Annotated in this window: 20 protein-coding genes and 1 riboswitch; of the genes, 5 read left to right on the forward strand and 15 right to left on the reverse strand. The window is 59.8% G+C overall.

Annotated features, from left to right (window positions below):
• Positions 1-56 precede the first annotated feature (56 nt).
• Positions 57-272, forward strand: a riboswitch (cobalamin riboswitch).
• 123 nt (positions 273-395) lie between these two features.
• Genes H7847_RS14265 through H7847_RS14280 form a run of 4 tightly spaced genes read left to right on the forward strand, consistent with a single transcriptional unit; the run spans position 396 to position 3,591 of the window.
• Entirely contained in the window at positions 396-803 is a 408-nt protein-coding gene (locus H7847_RS14265; RefSeq protein WP_227270152.1) for a DUF1636 family protein, read from the forward strand.
• Positions 800-1,597 (forward strand): ABC transporter ATP-binding protein, encoded by a 798-nt coding sequence (locus H7847_RS14270; protein ID WP_227270153.1) that lies wholly within the window; start codon positions 800-802, stop codon positions 1,595-1,597. The genes H7847_RS14265 and H7847_RS14270 overlap by 4 nt, the downstream gene beginning before the upstream one ends.
• A complete protein-coding gene (locus H7847_RS14275; RefSeq protein WP_227270154.1) occupies positions 1,594-2,529 on the forward strand; it encodes an ABC transporter substrate-binding protein in 936 nt (311 codons plus the stop codon). The genes H7847_RS14270 and H7847_RS14275 overlap by 4 nt, the downstream gene beginning before the upstream one ends.
• A gap of 39 nt (positions 2,530-2,568) precedes the next feature.
• Positions 2,569-3,591 carry a FecCD family ABC transporter permease gene (locus H7847_RS14280; protein WP_227270218.1) on the forward strand — a complete coding sequence of 341 codons (1,023 nt, stop codon included), beginning with the start codon at positions 2,569-2,571 and terminating at the stop codon, positions 3,589-3,591.
• A 295-nt stretch (positions 3,592-3,886) separates the two neighbouring features.
• Here the strand turns inward: H7847_RS14280 and H7847_RS14285 are convergent, their stop codons facing one another.
• From H7847_RS14285 to H7847_RS14355, 15 genes are all read right to left on the reverse strand, one after another.
• Entirely contained in the window at positions 3,887-4,552 is a 666-nt protein-coding gene (locus H7847_RS14285; RefSeq protein WP_227270155.1) for a response regulator transcription factor, read from the reverse strand.
• On the reverse strand, positions 4,536-6,881 hold the full coding sequence (locus H7847_RS14290) for a cache domain-containing protein (RefSeq protein WP_227270156.1): 2,346 nt from the start codon (positions 6,879-6,881) through the stop codon (positions 4,536-4,538). The genes H7847_RS14285 and H7847_RS14290 overlap by 17 nt, the downstream gene beginning before the upstream one ends.
• A 133-nt stretch (positions 6,882-7,014) precedes the next feature.
• The gene (locus H7847_RS14295; protein ID WP_227270157.1) at positions 7,015-7,944 is read right to left on the reverse strand and encodes an SMP-30/gluconolactonase/LRE family protein; all 930 of its coding nucleotides are present in this window, start codon (positions 7,942-7,944) and stop codon (positions 7,015-7,017) included.
• Positions 7,913-8,659 carry a cytochrome b561 domain-containing protein gene (locus H7847_RS14300; RefSeq protein WP_227270158.1) on the reverse strand — a complete coding sequence of 249 codons (747 nt, stop codon included), beginning with the start codon at positions 8,657-8,659 and terminating at the stop codon, positions 7,913-7,915. The genes H7847_RS14295 and H7847_RS14300 overlap by 32 nt, the downstream gene beginning before the upstream one ends.
• 1 nt (position 8,660) lies before the next feature.
• Positions 8,661-9,596, reverse strand: coding sequence for a carbohydrate ABC transporter permease (locus tag H7847_RS14305; RefSeq protein ID WP_227270159.1), 936 nt, complete (start codon positions 9,594-9,596; stop codon positions 8,661-8,663).
• The gene (locus H7847_RS14310; protein WP_227270160.1) at positions 9,596-10,507 is read right to left on the reverse strand and encodes a carbohydrate ABC transporter permease; all 912 of its coding nucleotides are present in this window, start codon (positions 10,505-10,507) and stop codon (positions 9,596-9,598) included. The genes H7847_RS14305 and H7847_RS14310 overlap by 1 nt, the downstream gene beginning before the upstream one ends.
• Positions 10,508-10,585: 78 nt before the next feature.
• Positions 10,586-11,914: an extracellular solute-binding protein gene (locus tag H7847_RS14315; protein WP_227270161.1), complete on the reverse strand. Its 1,329-nt coding sequence runs from the start codon at positions 11,912-11,914 to the stop codon at positions 10,586-10,588.
• Positions 11,915-11,935: 21 nt separating this feature from the next.
• The gene (locus H7847_RS14320; RefSeq protein WP_227270162.1) at positions 11,936-13,033 is read right to left on the reverse strand and encodes an ABC transporter ATP-binding protein; all 1,098 of its coding nucleotides are present in this window, start codon (positions 13,031-13,033) and stop codon (positions 11,936-11,938) included.
• Positions 13,034-13,131: 98 nt separating this feature from the next.
• A complete protein-coding gene (locus H7847_RS14325; RefSeq protein WP_227270163.1) occupies positions 13,132-14,220 on the reverse strand; it encodes a LacI family DNA-binding transcriptional regulator in 1,089 nt (362 codons plus the stop codon).
• Between the two features lie 24 nt (positions 14,221-14,244).
• A complete protein-coding gene (locus tag H7847_RS14330) occupies positions 14,245-15,384 on the reverse strand; it encodes a substrate-binding domain-containing protein (RefSeq protein ID WP_227270164.1) in 1,140 nt (379 codons plus the stop codon).
• An 83-nt stretch (positions 15,385-15,467) separates the two neighbouring features.
• Positions 15,468-16,586 (reverse strand): ABC transporter permease, encoded by a 1,119-nt coding sequence (locus H7847_RS14335; RefSeq protein ID WP_227270165.1) that lies wholly within the window; start codon positions 16,584-16,586, stop codon positions 15,468-15,470.
• On the reverse strand, positions 16,586-17,341 hold the full coding sequence (locus tag H7847_RS14340; protein ID WP_227270166.1) for an ATP-binding cassette domain-containing protein: 756 nt from the start codon (positions 17,339-17,341) through the stop codon (positions 16,586-16,588). Before H7847_RS14340 ends, H7847_RS14335 begins: the two co-directional genes overlap by 1 nt.
• Positions 17,342-17,463: 122 nt before the next feature.
• Positions 17,464-18,507 carry a substrate-binding domain-containing protein gene (locus H7847_RS14345; RefSeq protein WP_227270167.1) on the reverse strand — a complete coding sequence of 348 codons (1,044 nt, stop codon included), beginning with the start codon at positions 18,505-18,507 and terminating at the stop codon, positions 17,464-17,466.
• A gap of 28 nt (positions 18,508-18,535) precedes the next feature.
• A complete protein-coding gene (locus H7847_RS14350) occupies positions 18,536-19,558 on the reverse strand; it encodes an ABC transporter permease (protein ID WP_227270168.1) in 1,023 nt (340 codons plus the stop codon).
• Positions 19,545-21,071 (reverse strand): sugar ABC transporter ATP-binding protein, encoded by a 1,527-nt coding sequence (locus tag H7847_RS14355; protein ID WP_227270169.1) that lies wholly within the window; start codon positions 21,069-21,071, stop codon positions 19,545-19,547. Before H7847_RS14355 ends, H7847_RS14350 begins: the two co-directional genes overlap by 14 nt.
• A 114-nt stretch (positions 21,072-21,185) precedes the next feature.
• Between H7847_RS14355 and H7847_RS14360 the strand changes: the two genes are divergently transcribed.
• Positions 21,186-22,223, forward strand: a complete 1,038-nt coding sequence (locus tag H7847_RS14360) for a LacI family DNA-binding transcriptional regulator (RefSeq protein WP_227270170.1) — start codon at positions 21,186-21,188, stop codon at positions 22,221-22,223.
• Positions 22,224-22,397 lie beyond the last annotated feature (174 nt).

The raw sequence follows: 22,397 nt of genomic DNA on the forward strand, positions 1-22,397 counted from the left end.
GCGCGTGGGAATGCGCAGAGCGCAACCGATAACGCTTGACCGCAAGGCCAGAATCGCCAACAGATAATGGCGATGGTTTCTGGAAGGCGACAGTCTTTCAGGATGAAAAGGGAATACGGTGAGGACGCGCCGCGAGGCACCAAATCCGTAACTGCCCCCGCAACTGTAGGCGGCGAGCGAACCCGATGATCACCACTGCACGTCTCGTGCGGGAAGGATCGGGGGAGCGGTGACCCGCAAGTCAGGAGACCTGCCATCACCAGCACCTTTTGAGGGCTGGCTGCAACTCAACCCGGGCGGGGTGCCCGGTCAGGAGATCATGATGAACAGGCCCGCCGGTCGAAACACCGTGACACATCTGCTGATCGCTCACCGTCAAATTCGCGGAGGGCGACATGAAACGGACGTCAAACCACAAAATTACAATCTGCACATCCTGCAAGCACCAAGGCACCAACTGCCGCCCCGGCTATGAGCTGATCGAACGCTTGCGCAACGCCATAGAGACCGCCGGCGACAGCGTCACCGAAAGCTTCGAGATCAGTGGCGTGGCCTGTATGGCCGGCTGCGGCAGGCCCTGCACGGTGGCCTATCACGGCACCCGCAAAGCCACTTATTTGTTTGGCGATATCGATCCCGAAACGGATATCGACGACCTTGTCAGCTTTGCCCGGCAATATGCGCATCTGCATGATGGCTGGTGCTCCTCCGTTGATCGGCCGGGCAAGTTGCGTCAAACCACGCTGGCCCGCGTCCCTGCGGCCATCATCGCGATCGAAGACGATCAGGCGCTTGTGTCGTGACGGCTGCGGACGTGGCAGTTCGGGACGTCAGCTGGAACCCCGGTCGGGGGGCCGCGCCCGTGTTGCACCCGACAAGCTTTGACGTTCCTGCAGGGCGCGTGCTAGGGATCGTCGGCCCGAATGGGGCCGGGAAATCCACCCTTTTGCGCCTGCTCTACCGCTATCTGGCGCCACAGACGGGCTCTATCACGGTCGCAGGCCGCGATATCTGGTCCCTCCGGCCCAAGGAGGTCGCCCGGATGATCGCAGCCGTTTTGCAGGAACAAACCACGGTTTTTGGCCTGACCGTCCGCGAGATTGCGATGCTGGGGCGCACCCCCCACCGCTCTGCGGTGACCTCAACAACTGCGGGCGGCAGCAAGATCGTCGACCGGGTGCTGGACCGGCTGGGATTGCTCGGCTTTGCCCACCGTGACTTCGGCACCCTGTCGGGCGGCGAACGGCAGCGTGTCATGGTCGCCCGCGCCCTTGTCCAGCAACCCCAGGTGCTGGTCCTTGATGAGCCGACAAATCACCTCGATATCCGACACCAACTCGAAGTCCTGGCCCTTATTCGCGATCTGGATCTCACGATTGTCGTCTCCTTGCACGATCTGAACATGGCAGCAGGCCTTTGTGACGACGTCTTGGTCTTGCAAGATGGCCATCCGCGTGGCTTTGGCCCCCCTGAGGCCCTGCTGAGCGAAGCGTTGGTCTCAGATACGTTTCAGGTCGAGGCCCGGCGTGAGCATCTGTCGCCCAGCAACATCCCCCATCTCACTTTCCACCTTCGCACCGGAGAACACATCCCATGAGACTTCTGGCCCTGACAACTTTCGGCATCCTTTCAAGCAGCGTGGCGATGGCCTCTACGACCGTGCAAAGCTGCAATCGCACCGTGACTTTTGACGCCCCGCCCCAGGCCGCCATTTCTAACGACGTGAACCTGACCGAGATGATGCTGGTCCTGGGTCTTGCCGACCGCATGGTTGGCTACACTGGTATCTCGGGCTGGAAGACGCTGGATGAGGAAATGCGCGCCGATGTGGCGCAATTGCCCGAGCTATCCTCGAAATACCCGTCCAAAGAGGTGCTGATCGGGGCGGATGCGGATTTCTTTTTTGCCGGGTGGAATTACGGCATGAAGGTCGGCGGCGAGGTGACACCTGAAACCCTCGAACCCTTCGGGATCAAGGTTTATGAGTTGACGGAAAGCTGTATCCATATCGGTGAAAAGGCCGCCGCCAGCATGGAGGACATGTACAATGATCTGCGCAATCTGGGGGCGATTTTCGATGTCAGTGACACCGCAGAGGCGCTGATCGCGGGTTATGAGGCTGAGCTTGATGCGTTTCTGGCCACCCAGCCAGCGCTGGAAGGGACACCGCGCGTTTTTGTCTATGACAGCGGTGAGGACGTACCCTTTACCGCGGGCCGCTATGCCATGCCAAACGCGCTGATCGAGGCAGCAGGTGGCGCGAATATCATGAATGACTTCGAAAAAAGCTGGGCCACCGTCACTTGGGAAGCCGTGGTCGAACGCAACCCCGAGGTCATCGTCATCGTGAATTACGGCGATGTCACCGCTGCGCAAAAGCGCGATTTTCTGCGGTCGAACCCGGCCTTTGCAGAGATCGATGCGGTCAAAAACGACCGCTTTGTTACGCTGGAGTATGTCGAGGCCACCCCCGGCCCGCGCAATATCAAAGCGGTCAAGAAGCTGGCAACGGCCCTGCGCGCCGAGTAACTGATCTTGGCAAACCAGCCTGCCCATCCCACACTCCCGCTGTCGCGCAGGCTGCCGCTCTTTGTGAGCCTGTCGGTGGGTGCTGTCCTGCTGGCTCTATCGATGTCTGCCGCAGTCAGTGTGGGAGCCGTTCAGGTGCCCCTCGCTTCCGTTTGGGGCATCCTCATCAACAAGATCGTCCCCGGAAGCATCGCACCGTACTGGTCGGCCGGACGAGAGGCCATTGTCTGGGACATCCGGTTTCCGCGCACAATCCTGGCCGCTTTTGTCGGGGCGGGGCTGGCCATGGTGGGCGCGAGCCTGCAGGCGGTGACCCGGAACCCATTGGCCGATCCCCACCTGCTGGGCATCTCGGCGGGGGCCGCTTTCGGGGCGATCCTGGCCTTGCTGCACACGGGCCTCTTTCTGGGGTTGCTGACGGTCCCGCTGTTGGCCTTTGCGGGCGCCCTTGCAGCGACACTTCTGGTGCTGGCCGTTTCGCAATTCGCGACCGCCACGACTGCTGATAGGCTGGTACTGGCAGGTGTCGCCGTGTCATTCATTGTTATGTCAGCCGCGAACGTGCTGATCTTTCTGGGCGACCCCAGGGCCACCCATACGGTTGTCTTCTGGATGCTGGGGGGGCTCGGTCTCGCACAATGGGGGCAACTTATCTATCCGCTTGTCGTTCTGGGCTTCTGCGGTACCTTTCTGTGGCTGAGCGCGAGCCGTCTCAACGCCATGACCGTCGGGGATGAGACCGCAACAACCCTCGGGATCGCGGCCGCGCGGTTCAGGCTTGTCATCTTTGTTGTCGGGGCGCTGGTGACCGGGGTGATGGTGGCGTTTTCGGGCATGATCGGTTTTGTCGGCCTGATGATCCCGCATATCGTCCGCCTGATCGTGGGCGGAGACTATGCCCGCGTTCTGCCCGCCAGTGCCATATGTGGCGCGATTTTCCTGATCTGGGCCGACATTGCGGCGCGCACCGTCATGGCCCCGGATGACATGCCCATTGGCATTGTGACCGGCCTGATTGGCGGTTTCTTCTTTATCTGGCTGCTGCGGAGACGCGCACCCTGACCGACACCAGGCCTCGCACAAAAATCGGCTGCGACCCGTACCGATTTTCCATTCTGTGGAGGTAAAGTGCGTTGCGGCCCATAGTGCAAAACGGACCGCAACGCTATTCCAGTCGTCCAGACCATTTCTGACCTGAAGTCTTATCCTGGAGGGGAAGATAGGCAAACGAGAGCAGGCTAATTCCGCTTTCAACAACTCGTTAATTGGTAGCACACTCGATGTAGCTGTCATTCAACAATCACATCTTGGCAGAACAATGCAATAAACCGGCTGCTGCGTAAATTCGCGTGAATACCTAGGTAATTCTACCTATGCCGCCGCCCGGCTCGCTTTCAGCAAAAAGCTTGCAGGTGATCGACAAATCCACCAGTTCCGCGACCGAGTTGATGCACATTTTCTCCAGAATGCGGGCGCGGTGATGGTCAACCGTCCGGGGGCTGATCCCAAGATGGCGCGCGACATCCTTGCTGGAGCTGTTGGCGGGGTTGGAGACGAGAAACTGCGCAATTTCACGCTCCCGACCGGTCAACCTGTCGAACCGGGCTCTTGTATCTCTGGATTTATCATCGATTAGCCGTGCCTGCGCATCCAGCCTCAACGCGGTATCAATCCGCTTTATCAGCTTGTCCTGTCGAAATGGCTTTTCCAGAAAATCGACGGCGCCGTATTTCATTGCCTCGACCGCCTCCGGAACGCCGCCGTGGCCGGTGATAAAGATGATCGGCAATGACCTGCCCCGGTTTACCAGCACCTGTTGCAGTTCAAGACCCGACATTTCGGGCAGGCCGAAATCCAGTATCAAACAGCCGGAGCGCTGGGGATCATAGCCCTCAAGAAAAGCCTGCGCCGAGGCAAAAACCTCCGTTTCATAGCCGCGCGTGCGCAGGGCCCGGGACAGGGACGTGCGGATATCCTCATCGTCGTCAACGATGAATATGGTCGGGTCAGGCGCTGAATTCATCGACCATTTCTTTGTCAGTTTTGGGACCTAGTGCCGGCAGGGTGAAACAGAATTCAGAGTGGCCGTTCTCATCGCGCTGATACCAGATCTTACCGCGATGCGATTCAACGATTGTGCGGCAAATGGAAAGACCGAGCCCCATACCGTCCTTTTTTGTCGTCTGAAAACGCTCGAACAAATCGACATCATGGGGAAGCCCCGGCCCGCTGTCGGTCACGCAGATCAACACCCCGGACTCGGTGTTTTTTGCGCTGAGGCGGATCAGCCGTCTGTCTACATCGCCGCAGGCAATCGCCTCTATCGCGTTGCGCAGCAAATTGACCAGAACCTGCGCGATCTGCACCCGCGAGCCATAAACCGAATCCAGTTTATCTGCGCTTGTCCTGATGCTGATCCCGTATTCCTTGGCTTCGGGCCGCACCAGGTGCAAGGACTGCTCCAGCAGCTCCGCGATATCGAACTCTGCCTTCTCGACACCATCTTTTTTGACAAAGCCTCGAAGCGCCTTGATGATGTCACCGGCCCGGTGCGCATGGCGGTCCGTTTCCTCGAGGATCCCCGACAGCTCCTGCACCTTTTCATTCTGTTTTTTCAGCAGGTAGAGCGCCGTATCCATATTCTGCGAGATTGCCAGGAGTGGCTGGTTCAGCTCATGCGCCAGACCGGTTGCCATCTGGCCCATCATGTTGACACGCGCCGAATGCGAAAGATCGAGGTTCAATTGCTGGATTTTTCGCTCCGCAGCCTTTCGGTCGGTGATGTCATCGACCGTGACAACCGCGTGGATCGGTTTGCCGGTGTCATTGCGGATCACGATGACGTTTTCACTGACCCAGATGAAGGTGCCGTCTTTGCGCATATACCTCTTTTCGTGGACGTATTCGGACCCCGCGTCTGTTTCATTCTGCATGAACACCGCAGCGACCGGGTCTTCGGGATGGGAGATGTCCTGCGCCGTCAGCTCAAGTATCTCATTTTGCGTGTAGCCGAGCATATCCGCGAATTTTCCGTTGGCGCGGATAACCTTGCCGGTGGCTGCTTGAATCTGCGCCATGCCACGGGATGCCAGATCGAAGGTCCGACCATATTCCGCCTCGGATTGTTTACGCTCCGCAATCGCCTGCACCAGCGTTTCATTGGCGCGTGCAAGCTCTTTATAGGTCTTAGGCAGCGGTTCCGACGCGGAGACTTCCCCCTGGGAGACCAGCGACGCCCGCACCGCGAAGGCCCGAACCGGTTTATGAATGAAGTTGGCAAGCCATAGGCCAAAGACGCCCGACGCAACTGCGATCATTGCCGCGATCCAGACGTTCTGGGTCCGGTTGTCCCTGATCTCCCCGGTGAAATCTGCCTCAGGCGCGTAGACGGCAATGGTCCACGGCAATTCTTCACTGATCATCGGCATGATCGTGGACACATAAGGGGCACCCTCAAAATCAAACCGTGACACGATTTCTCTGTCAACCGATACTTCTTGACCCGAGACAAACCCTTCAAAGGCTGCATTTGCAACGGGGTCTTCAATTTCGTCGATATGCACAAAGCGGAAGGTGCCGTCATTGTTGCGTGTTTGGATGATTTCTTTGTTCGGGTGCGCAATCACATCGCCGTTTCTGTTCAGGATCAGCGCGGTCCCGTTATCACCGATATTCAAGCGCGACAGGAATTCAGAGATTGCATCGATCTCGATATCCACTCCGACGACGCCCCGCAGCTGCCCATCGGAGTTAAAAACCGGAGATGCAGCCGTGATGCCCGGCGTCTGTGAGGTAAAAAAGATGTAGGGGTCGGTCCAGATACCGGACAGCCGGGTTTTGGCAGATTGATACCAGGGGCGCTCTCTGGGGTCGAACCTATCGCTTGGGTCGGCACGTTGCTCCAGCAATGCATATTGGTCGCTTCGCCAGATCAGATCGGTCGTGCGCGCGTCGCCGTCGCGGGCGACAATTTTCGACCGGAAGGGGCCGGGGCCTTCACTCCGCATCACATAGACAAAATTCCCGGCCTCATCGCCGTAATAGACGCCCGAGAACTGCGGCGAAATCTGCAATTGCTGGAACAGAAGTTTTTCCAGCTGTTCGAAATCATCGCTGGCGATCACCTCGCTTTCGGCCAGACGGGTGGCAAGTTCAGCCGCGCCTTTTGCCGGTTTCAGAAAACCTCTGGAGTGCTCGATGGTATTGGTGCCGACATCGCTCAACAACTCCCGCGCATGCTCCAGCAGGACTTTCTCGGAGGTTAGAAAAGATGAGAAAACAACAAATGTGACCGCAACGAATTGCAGGCCGGCAAGGCACAGGGCCAAGATCATCCCAAGCGAAAATTTCATGACCCGAAACTCTCCACTAAAATCATCCGACTGTTTGAATCGAATCGAACTGGATTAGCATAGACCTAAGTGATGTTCCTTGCCCAGCAGCGTCCGCGTCAAACGCTTTCAACAAGCGGAGCATCACACTCAGTCATGGCCTAAGGGGGGATACTCCATTGACATTGAGGAACACGGAATAAAGCGATGTCGTCCCGCAGATGAAAAGCCGGTTCAGTTTGGCCCCGCCAAAACAGACATTGCCCACCATCTCGGGGATCAGCACCTTGCCGATCAGCTCTCCGCTGGGGGCAAGGCAGTGCACCCCGTCTGCGGCAGAGCTCCAGATCCGCCCCTCCCGGTCCAGGCGGAACCCGTCAAAGACACCGCTGGTACACTCGGCAAAGACCGCGCCGCCCGACAGCGTTCCGTCCGCGTGAACACGGTGCTTGCGGATATGGGCCGGTCCGCCGGGCGTGTGGGTCACGCCGGTATCCGCGATATAGAGATGGCTTTCGTCCGGGGAAAACGCCAAGCCGTTGGGTTTGACGTAGTCGTCAGCGACGCGCGTGATCTCTCCTGACGGGGCGACGCGATAGACATGGCAGGCCCCTATTTCGCTTTCGGCGCGGTCGCCTTCATAGTCCATCAGAATGCCGTAGGACGGGTCGGTGAACCAGATCGAGCCGTCGGATTTCACCACCACATCGTTGGGCGAATTCAGCCGCTTGCCCTCGAAGCTGTCGGCGATGACTGTGATCGAGCCGTCAAACTCCGTCCGGGTGACGCGCCGCGTCAGATGTTCACAGGACACCAGTCGGCCCTGCCGGTCGACGGTATGGCCATTGGCGTTCTGCGAAGGCTGGCGGAAGGTCGATACCGATCCGTCAGTTTCGTCAAACCGCAGCATCCGGTTGTTGGGGATGTCAGACCAGAGCAGGTAGCGGCCGGGCGCAAACCACACAGGGCCTTCAGACCAGCGCGCCCCGGTCCACAACCGCTCGACCCTGGCATGACCGATCAGACAGTCGTTGAACTGCGGATCAAGCGCTTCAAATCCCGTGCCGTCGAGAATGCCGTACATCTTTTCTCTCCTGTGAAGGTCCATCTCTGCGCACGCCCCACCCCGGATGGGACAGCCGGTTGCCTGGCAGATCAGGGTCCGGGCCCCAGATCGCCTGATAGGTATCCACCGCCATGCCGCGTCTTTGCAAGCTGATAAAGACAATGACCAGCGCAGGCCACCAGAGCGCCAGCATCACCCACATCCAGTTGGGCGCGTTCGCTTTCCAGAGACCGAGTAGAATTGTGACCGCAGCCAAAAGCAGCACGCCGTACCCGATGGCCTTGTGGAGCGCTTCGAACACGCGCCGCCAGAGGGTCATGTCATAGTGATCACCGTGCAGGCTGCCATCCGGTGCCGGAGCGGACGGCCCGCCTTTGGTGCCGCGAAAAATGCCCAGAAGCACCTGTACGGCCAGCCCGGCCAGCACGCCGTAGCCCAACCCGTTGTGCAGGCTCATCTGCGACAGATCAGGAGGCAGCACCAACACCAGACCGATCGCCGACAACACGACGACCAGAACCTGCCCTTTCCAATGCACCTGCCACCAAAGCTGCACATCCAGCACGCGCGGCCAGTCCTGGCCCGGCAACACCTTGAAGTAACGCGCGATGATAACGGCAAGCGGTGCGATGACGCCCCATGCCAACACCATGGAGCGCGCATGCCATGACACCGCAAACCCCACGTCATGTGCGCGTTGGGCGTCGATGGGGGAAAGCAACCACTCCCACATATCAGCCCTTTACCGCACCTGCGGTCATGCCGGTGATGATCTGGCGCGAGGCAAACAGGGTAAAGATGATGGGCGGGATGGCCAGCAACATGCCCGTGGCCATGATGACCCCCCATTCGACGTTGAACTCGCTCATGTTGTTCACGATCAGAATGGGTACCGTTCTTGTGTTGCGGTCTGAGAGGGCAGAGGCCAGCAGGTATTCGTTCCAAGCAATCCGGAAGGTAAAGATCGCCGCTGCCGCCAGACCCGGCTTGATGAGCGGCAGGACAACCTTGAAGAACACCTGAAACGGGCCCGCGCCATCGACGCGGGCGGCCTCTTCCAGGCTGCGGGGCACCTGCACGATAAAGCTCTGCAAGATCCAGATGACAAAGGGCAGGTTCATCGCCACATAGACCAGAATGATGCCGGAATGGGTTCCAGCGAGGCATACATCGCCGCGGCCACCAAAGGTGTCACGGATAAAGCCGCCGATGAGGCCGTCGCGGTCCAGGCAGAACTCGTTGTTCCACAGACCAAAGACCGGAACCAAGAGCACCGCCGGCGGCACCATGCGGACCATCAGCGTGGTCAGCGACACCGTGTCCCGTCCCATGAACCGAAACCGCACCAGCGCGTAGGCGGCCATGCAGCCGATCACCAATGTCAGCAGCGTTGAGATCAGCGCGATGATCAGCGAGTTGATGAAGGCGCCCCCGAATTTCAAGGCGCAGAAATCCAGATGCTCCGGCTCGTACCAAAGGATGTCGCAAAGGGCTGTCTCATAGTTCTGGATGGTCGGCAGAAAGATCAGCCCCGTCGTGCCCGAGATGATGTCCACGTCGAGCTTGAAGCTGTTGACGAACATCAACAGAACCGGCCCCACCGACATGAACACCAAAAGCGCAATGATGGCATAGAAGGCCGGATTTTGCTTTTCATGCGCCTGCGACATCAGCTTTCCTCCTCGACGGCGGCGCGGATGCGGGCGGCGCGTGCTTCCTGAAGGCGGGTAAAGGCAAACATCGCGAGCGTCAGCGCCAGTAGCAGGATCAGCAGGTAGTTCGACATCGCCGCCGCCACGCCCAGCTCGCGGAACTCGGTGGCGGTGCGAGAGATGCGCAGGGCGAGGATCTCGGTCGAGAGGCCCGGGCCGCCTTCGGTCATGACCAGAATAACCTCAAGCACCTTGAACGCGTCGATCAGGCGCAAGAGACCTGTCACGATCAGCACCGGCATCATCAGCGGCAGTTTGATGTGCCAGATCTGCTGCCAGGCGGTGGCACCGTCAATGCGAGCGGCCTCCAGCGCCGAGCGCGGCAGCGATTGCAGGGCGGCCAGCGCCAGAATGAAGATAAACGGTGTCCACTGCCAGATGTCGGCGATGATGACGGACATCAGCGCGTGATTGCCCAGCCAATCCACCGTTGGCAGGCCGAGGCTGTCGAGCATGCGATTGAAGGTGCCGACCGTCGGGTGGTACATGTAGCGCCACATCAGGCCCACCACGACAGGCGCGATCATCATCGGCAGGATGAACAGCGTCCGCAGCACGGACATACCGCGAATATTGCGATCCAGCAGCAACGCCAGCCCGACACCGATCAGCATCTCCAGCGTCACCACAAAGAAGGCGAAAGTCAGCGTGACCGACAGGCTTTCCCAGAAATTCGGATCGCCCCAGAGTGTGACGTAGTTCTTGAGCCCGACAAACTCGGCCTCGCCGATGGTCTGGCTGGGAGACCAGTCGCGAAAGCTGCCCCAGATCATGTAGCCCAGCGGGTACATCAGGGCGATGGCCATGATGACGACGGCAGGTGCCATAAAGAGATAAGGGGTCAGGCGGTTGGCCACGGCGATGCGCATGGGCTCACACTCTCTTTCATTGCTGGACCAGCGAGGGGACCGGGGCACGCACGACGGGTGCCCCGATCAACGGCAGGGTTACTGCCAGGTGTAGTAGCCCGCCTCTTCCATCACGGCGCGGGTCCGGTCTGCCACGCCGTCCAGCGCTTCCTGGATATCGAGGCCCTCGGTCAGCACCTTGGACATGGTTGTCCCGATGTCCGCGTTGATCTTGCCCCAGACCGGGATGATCGGACGCCAGTCCGGGTCGGCATATTTCAACGCTTCCCCAAAGGTGGCCGAAAAGGGGAATTTCTCGTTCAGGCCGGCATCCTGATAGGTCGAGAACCGCGAAGGGTTGCCGCCTTCCATCGCCACCATGAGATCACCCTTTTTTGATGTGAGCCACTGCATCAGCAGAAAAGCCGCCTCCTTGTTTTCGGCATTCTTGGGAATCGCGATGCCAAAGCCGCCGGTCTGGCTGCCCCGGCGCACGCCCTTGGGGTGCATCGCATAACCCACCTTGCCCACCACACTGGACCGGTCCGGGTTCTCGAAACCGGGCATGAAGGCGATGGAATCAAGGAACATCGCCGACTGACCATTTGAGAAGGACGCCGCCGCCTCTGAGGGGCCAAAGCTCATCGCGCCCTCCGGGCCGCATTCAACGATAGTTTTCAGCGCATTGGCCGCTTCGACACCGGCCTCATTGTTGATGATCGGGTTCCAGGCCTCGTCAAAGACACGTCCGCCCAGCGGGGCCAGATGCAGCAGGAATGCGTGGCTGGCCTGATGGCCCGAGGCCGCGCGCGAGGCCATGCCCCCCATACCGGGCTCAAGCTCGGGGATCTTGCAGGCCGCTTCGAGCAGTTGCTCATAGGTCTCAGGCTCGGCCAGCCCGTGCTTTTCAAAGATGTCCTTGCGGTAGGCCAGCACCGAGGTCTCCGACCCGAAGGGAATGCCGAAAAGCGACCCCGTGGGTCCCGGCAGGTAGCCTTTCTCGCCCCCCGCCACGCCGATATTCTGCACATAGCCGTCGATCAGGTCTTCGGCGTCATAATTGGGGTCCGCCAGCTTTGGGTCCATGAAATATCTGGCGAGGTTTTCCAGCTGGTCGGCAAAGACATAGTCTGCCTTTGAGAACACAACGTAGGAGATCAGGTCATATTCGCCCTCATCCTGCGCCAGCTCAAGCGTCTGACGTTCACGCATCTTGAGGTAGGGTAACTGGTCGACCTCTACCTCGATCCCGGTTTCCCTGATAAACTCCGGCAGCACCTTGATGGCCGCATCGTAATGCGGATGCGCGGGGAAGTTCACAATCAGTGTCGTGCCCTCGTACTCCGCATAAGGATTGGCCAGTGCCGTCCCCGCCATCAGGACGGCTGTGGCACTTGCCAACGCCGTCACCTTGAATGATTTAGACATGTATTCCTCCCATTGATTGACTTATTTGCTTTGGATCGCGTCTTCGCTTTCGCGATCAAACAGATGCACCCGGTTCGGCGTGATCCGGAACCGCAAGGTTTGCCCCAGCGCCATTGGTGTCTCGGAGTTCATCTCGACCGTGACTTGATCCGCCCCGCATTGGCACAGCAATACAGATTGCGCGCCGACGTATTCCGACACCATCACATCGAGGGTCAGCGCCTGATCGCTTGGAGCCTCCGCGTCGAAAACCAAATCCGACGGCCGGACCCCCAAAACAACCTCCCGCACGCGATGTGCCTTGGCGGCTTGCGCCTTTTCATCCTGCAACCGCAGGGAAAAACCGTTGCCTTTGACGAAAACGTCACCCGCTTCCTCTTTGATCTCCCCGTTCAGAAAGTTCATCGGCGGCATGCCCAGAAAGCCTGCGACGAATTTGTTGACCGGCCTTTTGAACAACGCTTCGGGGGAGCCCTGTTGCTGAATGTACCCGCCGTGCATCACGACAATCCGGTCCGCCAGAGTCATGGCTTCGATCTGGTCATGGGTCACGTAGATCATGTTTTTCTCGACCCGCTGGCTCATCAACGCAAGCTCTGCCCGCAGTTGACCCCGCAGCTTGGCGTCAAGATTGGAGAGCGGCTCGTCAAAAAGAAAGATGCCGCTGTCCTTTGCCAGCGCCCGCGCCATGGCGACCCGCTGGCGTTGCCCGCCCGATAAAGCCCCCGGTTTGCGGTGCAGGAAGTCGGTCAGGCCGACCATATCGGCAACCTCTTTGACCTTGGCGTGAACCTCCGCCTTGGGACGGCGGGCCAGCCGCAGCGCAAAGGAGATATTCTGCGCCACGTTCATATGCGGATAGAGCGCGTAATCCTGAAAAACCATCGCCAGATCACGATCTTTGGGTTCAAGATGGCTGACGGGCTTGCCATCGACGTAAATCTCGCCTTCGGTGACATCTTCCAGTCCCGCGACCATGCGCAATGTCGTGGATTTCCCGCAACCGGAGGGGCCGACCAGCACGGTGAACTCGTTATCCGCCATCTCAAGCTCAATGCCGTGCAGCACCTCCACCTCACCGTATCTTTTGATGAGGTTATCCAGCTGAATTGTTGGCATGGCGGCCTCCCATTCCCCCGTGTTACCGGTCACAGTAACATTTGTGACCGGTAACACAAGAAATATCTCGGGCGTTTATGACGCCCCTAACGGCGCCTTTATCGGGTGCTGTCGCGGAAGCTCAGATCGGCATCAACGGTCACATGTCGCGGTTTCAGGCTGCCCTCCCCTGACAGAAGGTCCGCGATCAGATGCCCTGTCGACTGCCCGATGCGTCGCGGATCCACCTTTACGGTGGTGATGGTCGGGGTGGAAAAGCGCGACACCTCAAAGTTGCCAAAGCCCGCAACCCCGATATCTTCGGGCACCGATTTGCCCATCGCGCGCAGCGCCGACAGTATGCCGAACGCGGGCGCATCAGAGACGCAGAAGATGCAATCTGTCTCGGGATACTGTGCCAAAAGCGCCTTGCCCGCCGCGGCACCATCCTCAATGGAGAGCGGCGGCTTGCCGATCTTCAGCACCCGGTGCGCCGGCAATCCCGCCGCCGCCATCGCCTGAACAAACCCTCGGCGCCGCGCCGCGCCGCGCGTCCAGGCGTCCTCTGCCTCCCCCAGAAAGGCGATGTTGCGATAGCCTTTGGCAATCAGCGCGCGCGTCATATCCGCTGCCGCTTCGCAGTTGGAAAAGCCGATGGTGTGCCCGATGGGCGTCTCGGGGCGTTCCCACAGTTCAATGACCGGCACGGCGGCATCCTTGAGCAGCTCGATCGTGCGCGGGGAATGCCCATCGTAAGAGAGCACGATCGCCTCCGGCCTGCGCCGCAGCATGGTCTCGACCAGGGTTTCTTCACGGGCGGTGGAGTAATCGGTGTAACCGAGCAGGATCTGCTGGCCGATCTTTTCCAGCTCCTCGGTCAGGGCCTGAACAGTCTCGGCAAAATGCAGATTGTTGAGCGAGGGCACCAGAACGGCGACGAACCCGGACCGCTTGGTGGTCAGGCTGCCCGCCATCTGGTCGGGCACGTAATTCATGTCGCGCACGACCTTGAGGATGCGGTCGCGGGTTTCCTTTGAAACGGGGCTGTCCTGCCTGAGCGCCCGTGAGACCGTCATACGCGACACACCCGCAGCCCGCGCCACGTCGCGCATCGTTACCTGAGGTTTCCGGGTATCGGCCACATATGCTCCAGAAGTGTTATCGGTAACACCTTGCTGGAACCCGAGCGTGTAATCAAGAGGTGCCACGGCGGGTGGCACCTCTTGCAGGTTTTATCGCGACAACGCGCCGACGCCGGAAAAACGGAAGGCTTCCTGCTCCAATGCGTCAATGTCCTCGACACTCATCTGATCGTGGGCCACCGTGATGCGGCCCAGAAAGACCAGCGGCAATTCATCCGCGCGCCCTTCCAGATCCGCCCGGATCGCCTCGGCCGTGGCCGCGCCCACATCGTCGCCCATCCGCATCGGGGTGGCATTGAGCTCTCCGCGCCGGATGGCCTCAAGCTCCAGCCCGGTGCCGCCCCAGCCGGTGGAAAAGACGTCCTTTTCCTTGCCCATGGCGATCTGAGCCTCGACAGACCCCATTGCCATAGCTGTGTTGGCGTTGTGGATGATCTCCGCTTCCGGATAGGCCTGCAGGATCAGCGAGGTCCCTTCAAAGCCACCCTCGCGCTGATACTCGCCATAGTGTTCATAGGCCGTAGTCCAGCCCCCCTTCTCTTCGATGCAGGTCTTGAAATCCCCCGAGCGCTGGTTGTCCGTGATCCCCGGAATGCCGCGGTTCAGCGCCATGGTCTTACCCTCGCCCAAGCGGTCCAGCATGTAGTCGCACATCACCAGCGCGCCCGCAGCAGAGGAGAAGTCAAACCACACATCAGGCTGATTCTCCAGATCCTTGAGCGGGGTGTGAAACGCCCAGACATAGGTGGTGAAGCCATCATTGCCCGACAGCTTGTCGATGTTGTCCGCCTGAATTTCCAGCTCCGACGGGCCGAAGATGACATAGTCGTAGAGGTCCGCGTCCTGCGCCACCTGATTGGCATAGGTCGCCTGCAATGAATGTTCGATCTGCCGAGAGGCAAATTCGGTGGTTTCAAAAGCGATCCCCAACTCCTCCAGCCGTTTGGTCAGCGCCAGATAATTGCGCGCCCAGAAATCCGACGTATCGGCGGACGGGTAGATCAGGGCGATTTGCAGCGGGTTTTCCAGCGTTCCCGCATAGGGCTCGGCCGCCGCGCCGACAACGCTTTGCAGCGCTTCCAGTTTGCCTTCGGCGTTGACTTCATCGGGGACCCAGTAGTTGCGGTCCGCGATGTCAGGCAGTTCTTTCAGCGGCAGATGCCCGTCGGCAAAGGCGCTGCCGGCCAGCGCAAGGCTTGCGACCAGTCCGGTTGTCATCAGGTATTTCATGTTAGTTCCTCCCTTTCAAAAATATGAGGCCACCGGAAAGCGCAGAGCTGAAACGCCCGCTCCGGTGGCCTCACAAAAACCGGTCAACCGCTTGGATTGGTCGTTCCGGCGAACAAGCCCCCCAGTGCCAAAAGGGCAATGAGCAGACCTATGAGTGCCGCACTAAAGCGCATCATCTTCTGGCCATCGGGCGTCTTGAGACCGGCAAGCCAGCCCCCGGCCCCATCGCGGTCCTTCTTCTGCATCCAGGTATAGAGCGCGACTGAACTGACAATCACCACGCCCGAGGCCACGGACTGCCAGAAAAACTCGATCCGCAGGGTCACCAGCGCGTTGATCATCATCGACAAGAGCAGCACGCCCGCAAAGGACCCCAGCATCGACGCCCGCCCCCCGAAAAGCGATGTACCGCCCACCACAACTGCCGCGATGACATGCAGGTTGAAATAGGGGGCCGAAGTGGCCTGAATCGCGTTCAGCTTGCCTGTGAGCAGGATGCCTCCCAGCGCGGCACAGGCCCCGCAGAGCACATAGGCATAGACTTTGTGGCGCTTGACCGCGATGCCGGTCAGTTCTGCGGCTTCGGGGTTCGAGCCAATCGCAATGGTATAGCGCCCGAAATAGGTGCGGGTCAGCAGCACATAGCCTGCGATCATCGTGGCGATCCCGATCAGAACGGGAATGGGGACAAAGCCCGGGATCTGCCCCCGACCGATGTCGGTCAGAAAATCCGGGAACCGCGCCAGCACCAGCCCCTTGGCCAGCACCAGCGCGAGCCCGCGATAGACCAGATCCATCGCAAGTGTCCCGATGAGATCAGGTACGTTGAAGCGCGTGATGATGAGACCGTTGATAAGCCCCATCAGGGCGCCCAACAGCAGCGCAATGGGCACCGCGACATAGACCGAAAACCCGTATTGCTTGATCAGAAAGGCCATCATGATACCCGAGAGCGCGGCAATTGACCCGATGGACAGATCGATGCCGCGCTGGGTGATGACAAAGGTCATCGCCATGGCCATGGGCATGTAAAGTGCTGCATCGAGCAGGATCAGGTTCAGGTTGGTGGCCCGGAAATAGCGCGCGGGCTCGGCGACGCCCATAAAGAGCAGGATCGCAAGGATCATCACCATCGGGCCGATGATGGCGATATAGGGCTCCAGCCGCTCGGTCGTCGTGCGGGTTTGTGTGGTTGTGTTCATCAGGCGGCCTCCTCGGCACCGACAATGAGGCCAAGGACCTCTTGCGTATTGCTGCTGGCGGTCTCCACCACCCCGACCCGCTGGCCGCGTCGCTGGACGTGAATGCGGTCGGAGACCTCGAAGACATCATCAAGCGAGTGGCTGATCAGGATCACCGCCAGCCCCTGCGCTTTCAGGGTCTGGATGAGTTTGAGGGTGCGGGCGGTCTCCTGTGGGCCAAGGGCGGCGGTCGGCTCGTCCATGACCAGCACGCGCAACCCCTCATGGTAGACGGCGCGCGCGATAGCGACCGCCTGCCGTTGGCCGCCCGACAGGCTTTCTGTGGGGGCATCCAGTGACTTGAGCCTCACGCCCAGCCGTTCCATCAGCACCCGCTCGGTCTCGGACCGCATGCGCTTGTTGTCCAGAAAGGTCATGCCCAGCACCGTGCGGGTCAGTTCATTGCCCAGAAACATATTGGCGGCCGGGTCCAGATGGTCGGCCAGGGCCAGGGTCTGGTAGACCGCATCGATCCCCATATCGATGGCGTCGGCATGGCTGGAGAAGGCGACTTTCAGACCGTCAAGAAACATCTCGCCCTCGGTGGGCTGATAGACCCCTGTAAGGATTTTTATCAGGGTGGACTTGCCCGCGCCATTGTCCCCGACAATGGCGAGGACTTCGCCTGCATAGGCCTCCAGATCGACGTCTATCAACGCGGTCACGCCCCCGAAGCGTTTTGTTATGCCGCGCATTTTGACCAATGGCTCGCTCATCGTATCGCCCTTTCAGAATGGTGTTGCCCAAGAGGTCACAATCGCGGCCCACAAGAGGGACGGATCATGAAACCGGCGGGGGGCGCCAAGATAGCCCTCCCGCCGGCCCCTGGGAGGAAGCGTTATTTTCCCCAGATCGCCGAATAGGCGGCGCGGTAGGGGATGTCGGGATCGAATGCGTTGCTCTCGCCCAGCTTTTCCAGCCCGCCAGAGGTCACAAGCGCTGGCGACGTAATATACCCGGAGCAGGGCTCACCCTGCATCGCGCGGTTCAGCTCATCGACAAGCTGCCAGCCCTGCAGGTTGAGCGGCTCTGCCACGGTGATCGACTGATAGCCGCCGGAGCGGATCCGCTGAAAGGCGGCCTCGGAGCCGTCTCCGGCGGAGCCCGCTTTCGGCCCCTTGTCGGGCGAGAGGCCAGCGGCCGCAAGCGAGGGCCCCATGAAATCAAAGTAGAGATCATTGATCGCCAGCGCGTGGGTCCAGCTGTCGCCGTATTTCTGCAACAGGCTTGTCGTCAAAGGCCCCATGCGGGTCGAGGTATCGGCAATCGGCGTATCCACATATTCAAGGACCTTGCCGCCCGCCGCCTCCACGGTTTCCTTCAGCCGGTCGGCCTTGTCGATGGCAATCTGATAGGTGGAATCGGTAAAGATCACCACCCCGATATCCTTGCCACCATCCTCAAGCGCCCACTCGGCGGCAACTTCCGAAACGGTCATCGCATCGGTTGAGACATTGGCAAAGATACCTCCCGGTGCATCGCAGCCGATTTTGGGGCCGGAATGCCAGGCGACCATGGGAATACCCGCGCTCACCACCCCCTCAAGGGCGGCCTGCTGCTCGACCGCGTCAAAGCCGTTGATCACGATGCCGTCCGCCTGCAAGGCCAGGGCTTGGCCGATGGCCGCCGTGCGCCCCTGGATCGAGCCTGCGCCGTCCAGCACCCGCAAATCCCAGCCGATGGTGGCTGCGGCCTCCTCCACGCCCGTGGTAACACCCAGAATACCGCCATTCTTGAGATCGCCCGCCACAACGACGATGGACTTGCCCTCGGCGGCGGCCGGTCCGGTGGTCGGACCGTCCCAGGCGGTCCCCGCCAGACCCGGTGTGACCGCCAGCGTGGTGCTCGCCAGCAAAGCACCTAGAAATGTTCGTTTAAGCATGTGAATCCTCCCGTGGATGTAAAATGCGTCAGCGCTTTTCAGCGCCTTTTCTGCGTTGGGCGTAGCCTGCGATGCCGATGGCAATCAGCAAGGTCACCCCGTTGAACAGCGGCTCAACCCAGAACGAGCCGCCAAACTGCTGGATGCCGGAAATCCCCACCGCGAGGATCGCGACACCGACAATGGTGCCCCAGACATTGACCCGCCCCGGCTTGATCGTGGTGGAGCCCAGAAACGCCCCCACCAGCGCGGGCAGCAGGAATTCCAGACCCACCGACGCCTGCCCGATGCGCAGCTTGGCCGCCAGCAAAACCCCGGCCAGCGCCGTCATCGTGCCGGAGGCTACAAAGGCGCCGATCACGAACTTGCGGGTCGGGATTCCATTCAGTTGCGCTGCCCGCTGGTTCGCACCGATGGCATAGAGGTAGCGACCAACGGGCGTGTATTCCAAAACGATCCACATCATCACGGTGATCGCCATCAGGTAATATCCGGTGATCGGCAGGCCGAAAACGAAGGTATTGTTGAGCGCGTAGAACCCGTCGGGCAAGACCCCGACCATCTGCCGCCCGCCGGTGTGCCACAGCGCCAGCGCATAGAGCACGGTGCCGGTGCCCAAAGTGGCGATGAAGCTGTCGATCTTGGCAACTTCGACCAGCAGGCCATTGAGAAAGCCCGACAGCGCCCCTAGCAAGAGCACAAGCATCACCGCCAAGGGCCACGGCATGCCAAAAAGCGTTTGCAGGCTGATCGCCAGAATATGCCACAACACGATGCCGTAGCCGACCGTCAGATCGATACGCCCTGCCGCCATGGGGATCATCGCGCCCAGAGACAGCAAGGCAATGATCGCCTTGTCGGACACGATGGACCGCAGGTTCAACATTGTGGGGAAGGTGTTCGGCAGCAGGATCGAGAACAGCGCAATCAGCAGAACCGTGAGAATGACCAAGCCGTAGACCGGGATAAAACGCAGGAGCCGACGGCCAAACGAGAGCCCCTTGAGCTCTGCCTTGGTGGGTTCCAGCGCACCGGAGTCAAGCGATTGCATGAGGCGCGTCCTTTTTGTCGGCAATGTTTCCGGCAGAGGCCGATTGGATGAGGTTTTCCGTGGTCAGCCGCGTGCCGCTGACCTCGTCAACAATCGCGCCCTGGCTGAACACGATGGCGCGATGGCAGATCGTTGCGATCTCTTCAAAATCGGTGGAGATGAGGAGGATCCCCACGCCCTTGGCCAAGGCCCGGTTCAGCAAGGCATAGATTTCGGCCTTGGCCCCGACATCCACCCCAGCGGTGGGGTCTTCGCAGAGCAGCAGGCGGCGGTTGGTGGCCAGCCAGCGCCCGATCACGACTTTCTGCTGATTGCCACCCGACAGCGCTTCGATCGCGAGGCTGGGGTCGTTTGGCGAGAGACCGAGCTCTGCTCCGATTGCTGCCGCCTGATCGGCTTCGGTCTTCGGGGACAGCAAATCCAACAAGGCTCGTCCGATGCCCTTGGGGTTGAGAAAAGTGTTTTCCCGGATCGACAGGCTCATCGCGACGGATTCCTCAGTGCGGTCCTTGGCCACCAAACCGACCCCGGAGGCCAACGCCTGCTGCGGAGAGGTCAGCCTGGGCGACACACCATCCAACATGACCCGCCCCTCAAAGCGCGCCAGTCCGAACAAAGCGCGTGAAATCACTTCGTGCCCTGCCCCGCGCAGCCCCACAAGGCCGACGATTTCATTGCGATGCAGTTCGAAATCCATGGGGCCGACCGACCCGACATGGAAACCCTCGAGGCTGAGGACGACAGGACCCGGTGCCTCCGCAGCCTTCACCGTGCTGCGGGTTTTGCGCCCAACGATCTTTTGGACCAGCTCTTCGGGGGTGGTGTGTTCAATGCTGCGCACCCCGACCATTTCACCGTCGCGCAGCACCGCCACACGGTCGGCGATCTGAAAAATCTCATCGAGCCGGTGACTGACGTAAATCATGCCAACTCCTCTGTCCCGAAGGGGGCGAATGGCCGCAAAAAGACGCTCCACTTCATCAGCAGGCAGTGAGGCGGTTGGCTCATCCAGTACCAGGAATTCACTATCGACCGCCAATGCACGGGCAATGGCGACCAGAGATTTTTCGGTCCGGGACAAATCCTCGACACGGGTTGTCGGATCAAAGGCGCAATCCACCTTGGCCAGCGCCCGGTTGGCAAATTTCTCCACGTCAGCCCAGCGGATCAACCCCTTCCTGCGTGAAAACCCCAGCGCCAGCGCGATGTTCTCGGCCACCGTCATCCATTCGATCAACCCCAGGTCCTGATGGATAAAGGCCACTTTCTGCCGCTCACCAAATCCGGCAGGGCGATGCTGGTAAGCCGCACCGTCGATCATGACACGCCCCTTGTCCGGTGCGTGAATGCCGCCCAGAACCTTGATGAGGGTGGATTTTCCAGCGCCATTCTCGCCCAAAAGCGCGACAATCTCACCACGCCCGACCGACAGCGAGACGTCCTTTAGCGCATAGGTGCCGCCAAAATGTTTATCTATGCCGTCGAAAAACAGACCTGATGTCAGGTTCTGCATCGCGAAATCCCTCCCTCGTCCGGGCAGTTGAGTTACCCGTAACGTTACGCTAATGCTTGTCCCAAGAACGCCACCTGTCAAGCCCTAAGTTACCCGTAACGTAAGGATCCTGCCTTGAAAGAAAAGCTAATCAAAAACAACAAGGTAAGCTTGCTTCAGGTGGCAAGGGCGGCGGGTGTGTCGAAGATGACCGCAAGCCGGGTTTTGCGGGGTGAGGGTGGGTATTCCGAGCAGACACGCACACTGGTGATGCAAAAAGTCGACGAATTGGGCTATCTGCCGAATCGTCTCGCGACCGTGTTTGCGGGGGACAAAACCTCCACCTTCGTCGGGGTGTCCATTCCCGATCTCGGCAATGAAGTCTTTGCGCATGTGCTTGAGGGCATTGATCGCAAGCTCGGCTCTTTCGACTATCAGTCGGTGCTGGGTCTTACGCAACATACGCAAGAGGAAGAAGAAAGCTGGATCCGCACCGTGCTGTCCTGGCAACCGGCGGGGCTCATCCTGACCGGGCGATATCATTCCAAGCGCGCGACCGAAATGCTGCGCAATGCGGGTATCCCGATTGTCGAAATCTGGGATCTGAACTCCAGCCCGCTCGATCTGAGTGTTGGGATCAACCACTTTGACAGCGGCTTTGACATGGGCCGGTTTCTGATCGGCTGCGGCTACTCCAAGATCGGGTATGTGGGCACGTCACACGACACGGCCAGCGCCGCAACAACCCGGCTGGACGGGTTCTGCAAGGCGGTGGAAGGCGGCGGCGGGCAGGTCGCCAAGCAGCTCTGCCTGCATGACACGGCGACCTATTACCCGGGCTATTACGGGACAGAACAGCTTTTGGCCGCGGGCAGCGGGATCGAATGTATCTTCTATCAGAACGATGCGATGGCCTTTGGCGGCCTTCAATACTGCACGGCTCAAGGGATGCGCGTCCCTCAGGACATCGGCATTGCCGGCTGGGGGGATTTGCCAATCGCCTCCGTCTTGGATCAACGGTTGACCTCCATGCATGTCCCGCATCTGAAACTGGGCCAGACAGCCGCAGAGATGATGATCGCCCGGCTCTCGAATGAGCCTGTAGACCCCTGCAAGGACATCGGGTTCCGCCTGATCCCCGGCAGCACGGTTTCGCACCCGACCAACCGTTAGTACGCACCGATCCTATTGACGGCTCTGTGTCGGTCAGCAGGAAAACGCCTGCGCCCAAAGCGTATCGAGCTTTGACCTCAGGCATTTCCTGAAACAGATTTTTAAAAGCGAAAACCGCGCAATAAATTATATAAAACATATGCTTATCATTCTACTAATAAATTAGTTTGACAC

The sequence above is a fragment of the Roseobacter weihaiensis genome (assembly GCF_020622345.1).
Taxonomy (GTDB): Bacteria; Pseudomonadota; Alphaproteobacteria; order Rhodobacterales; family Rhodobacteraceae; genus Roseobacter; species Roseobacter weihaiensis.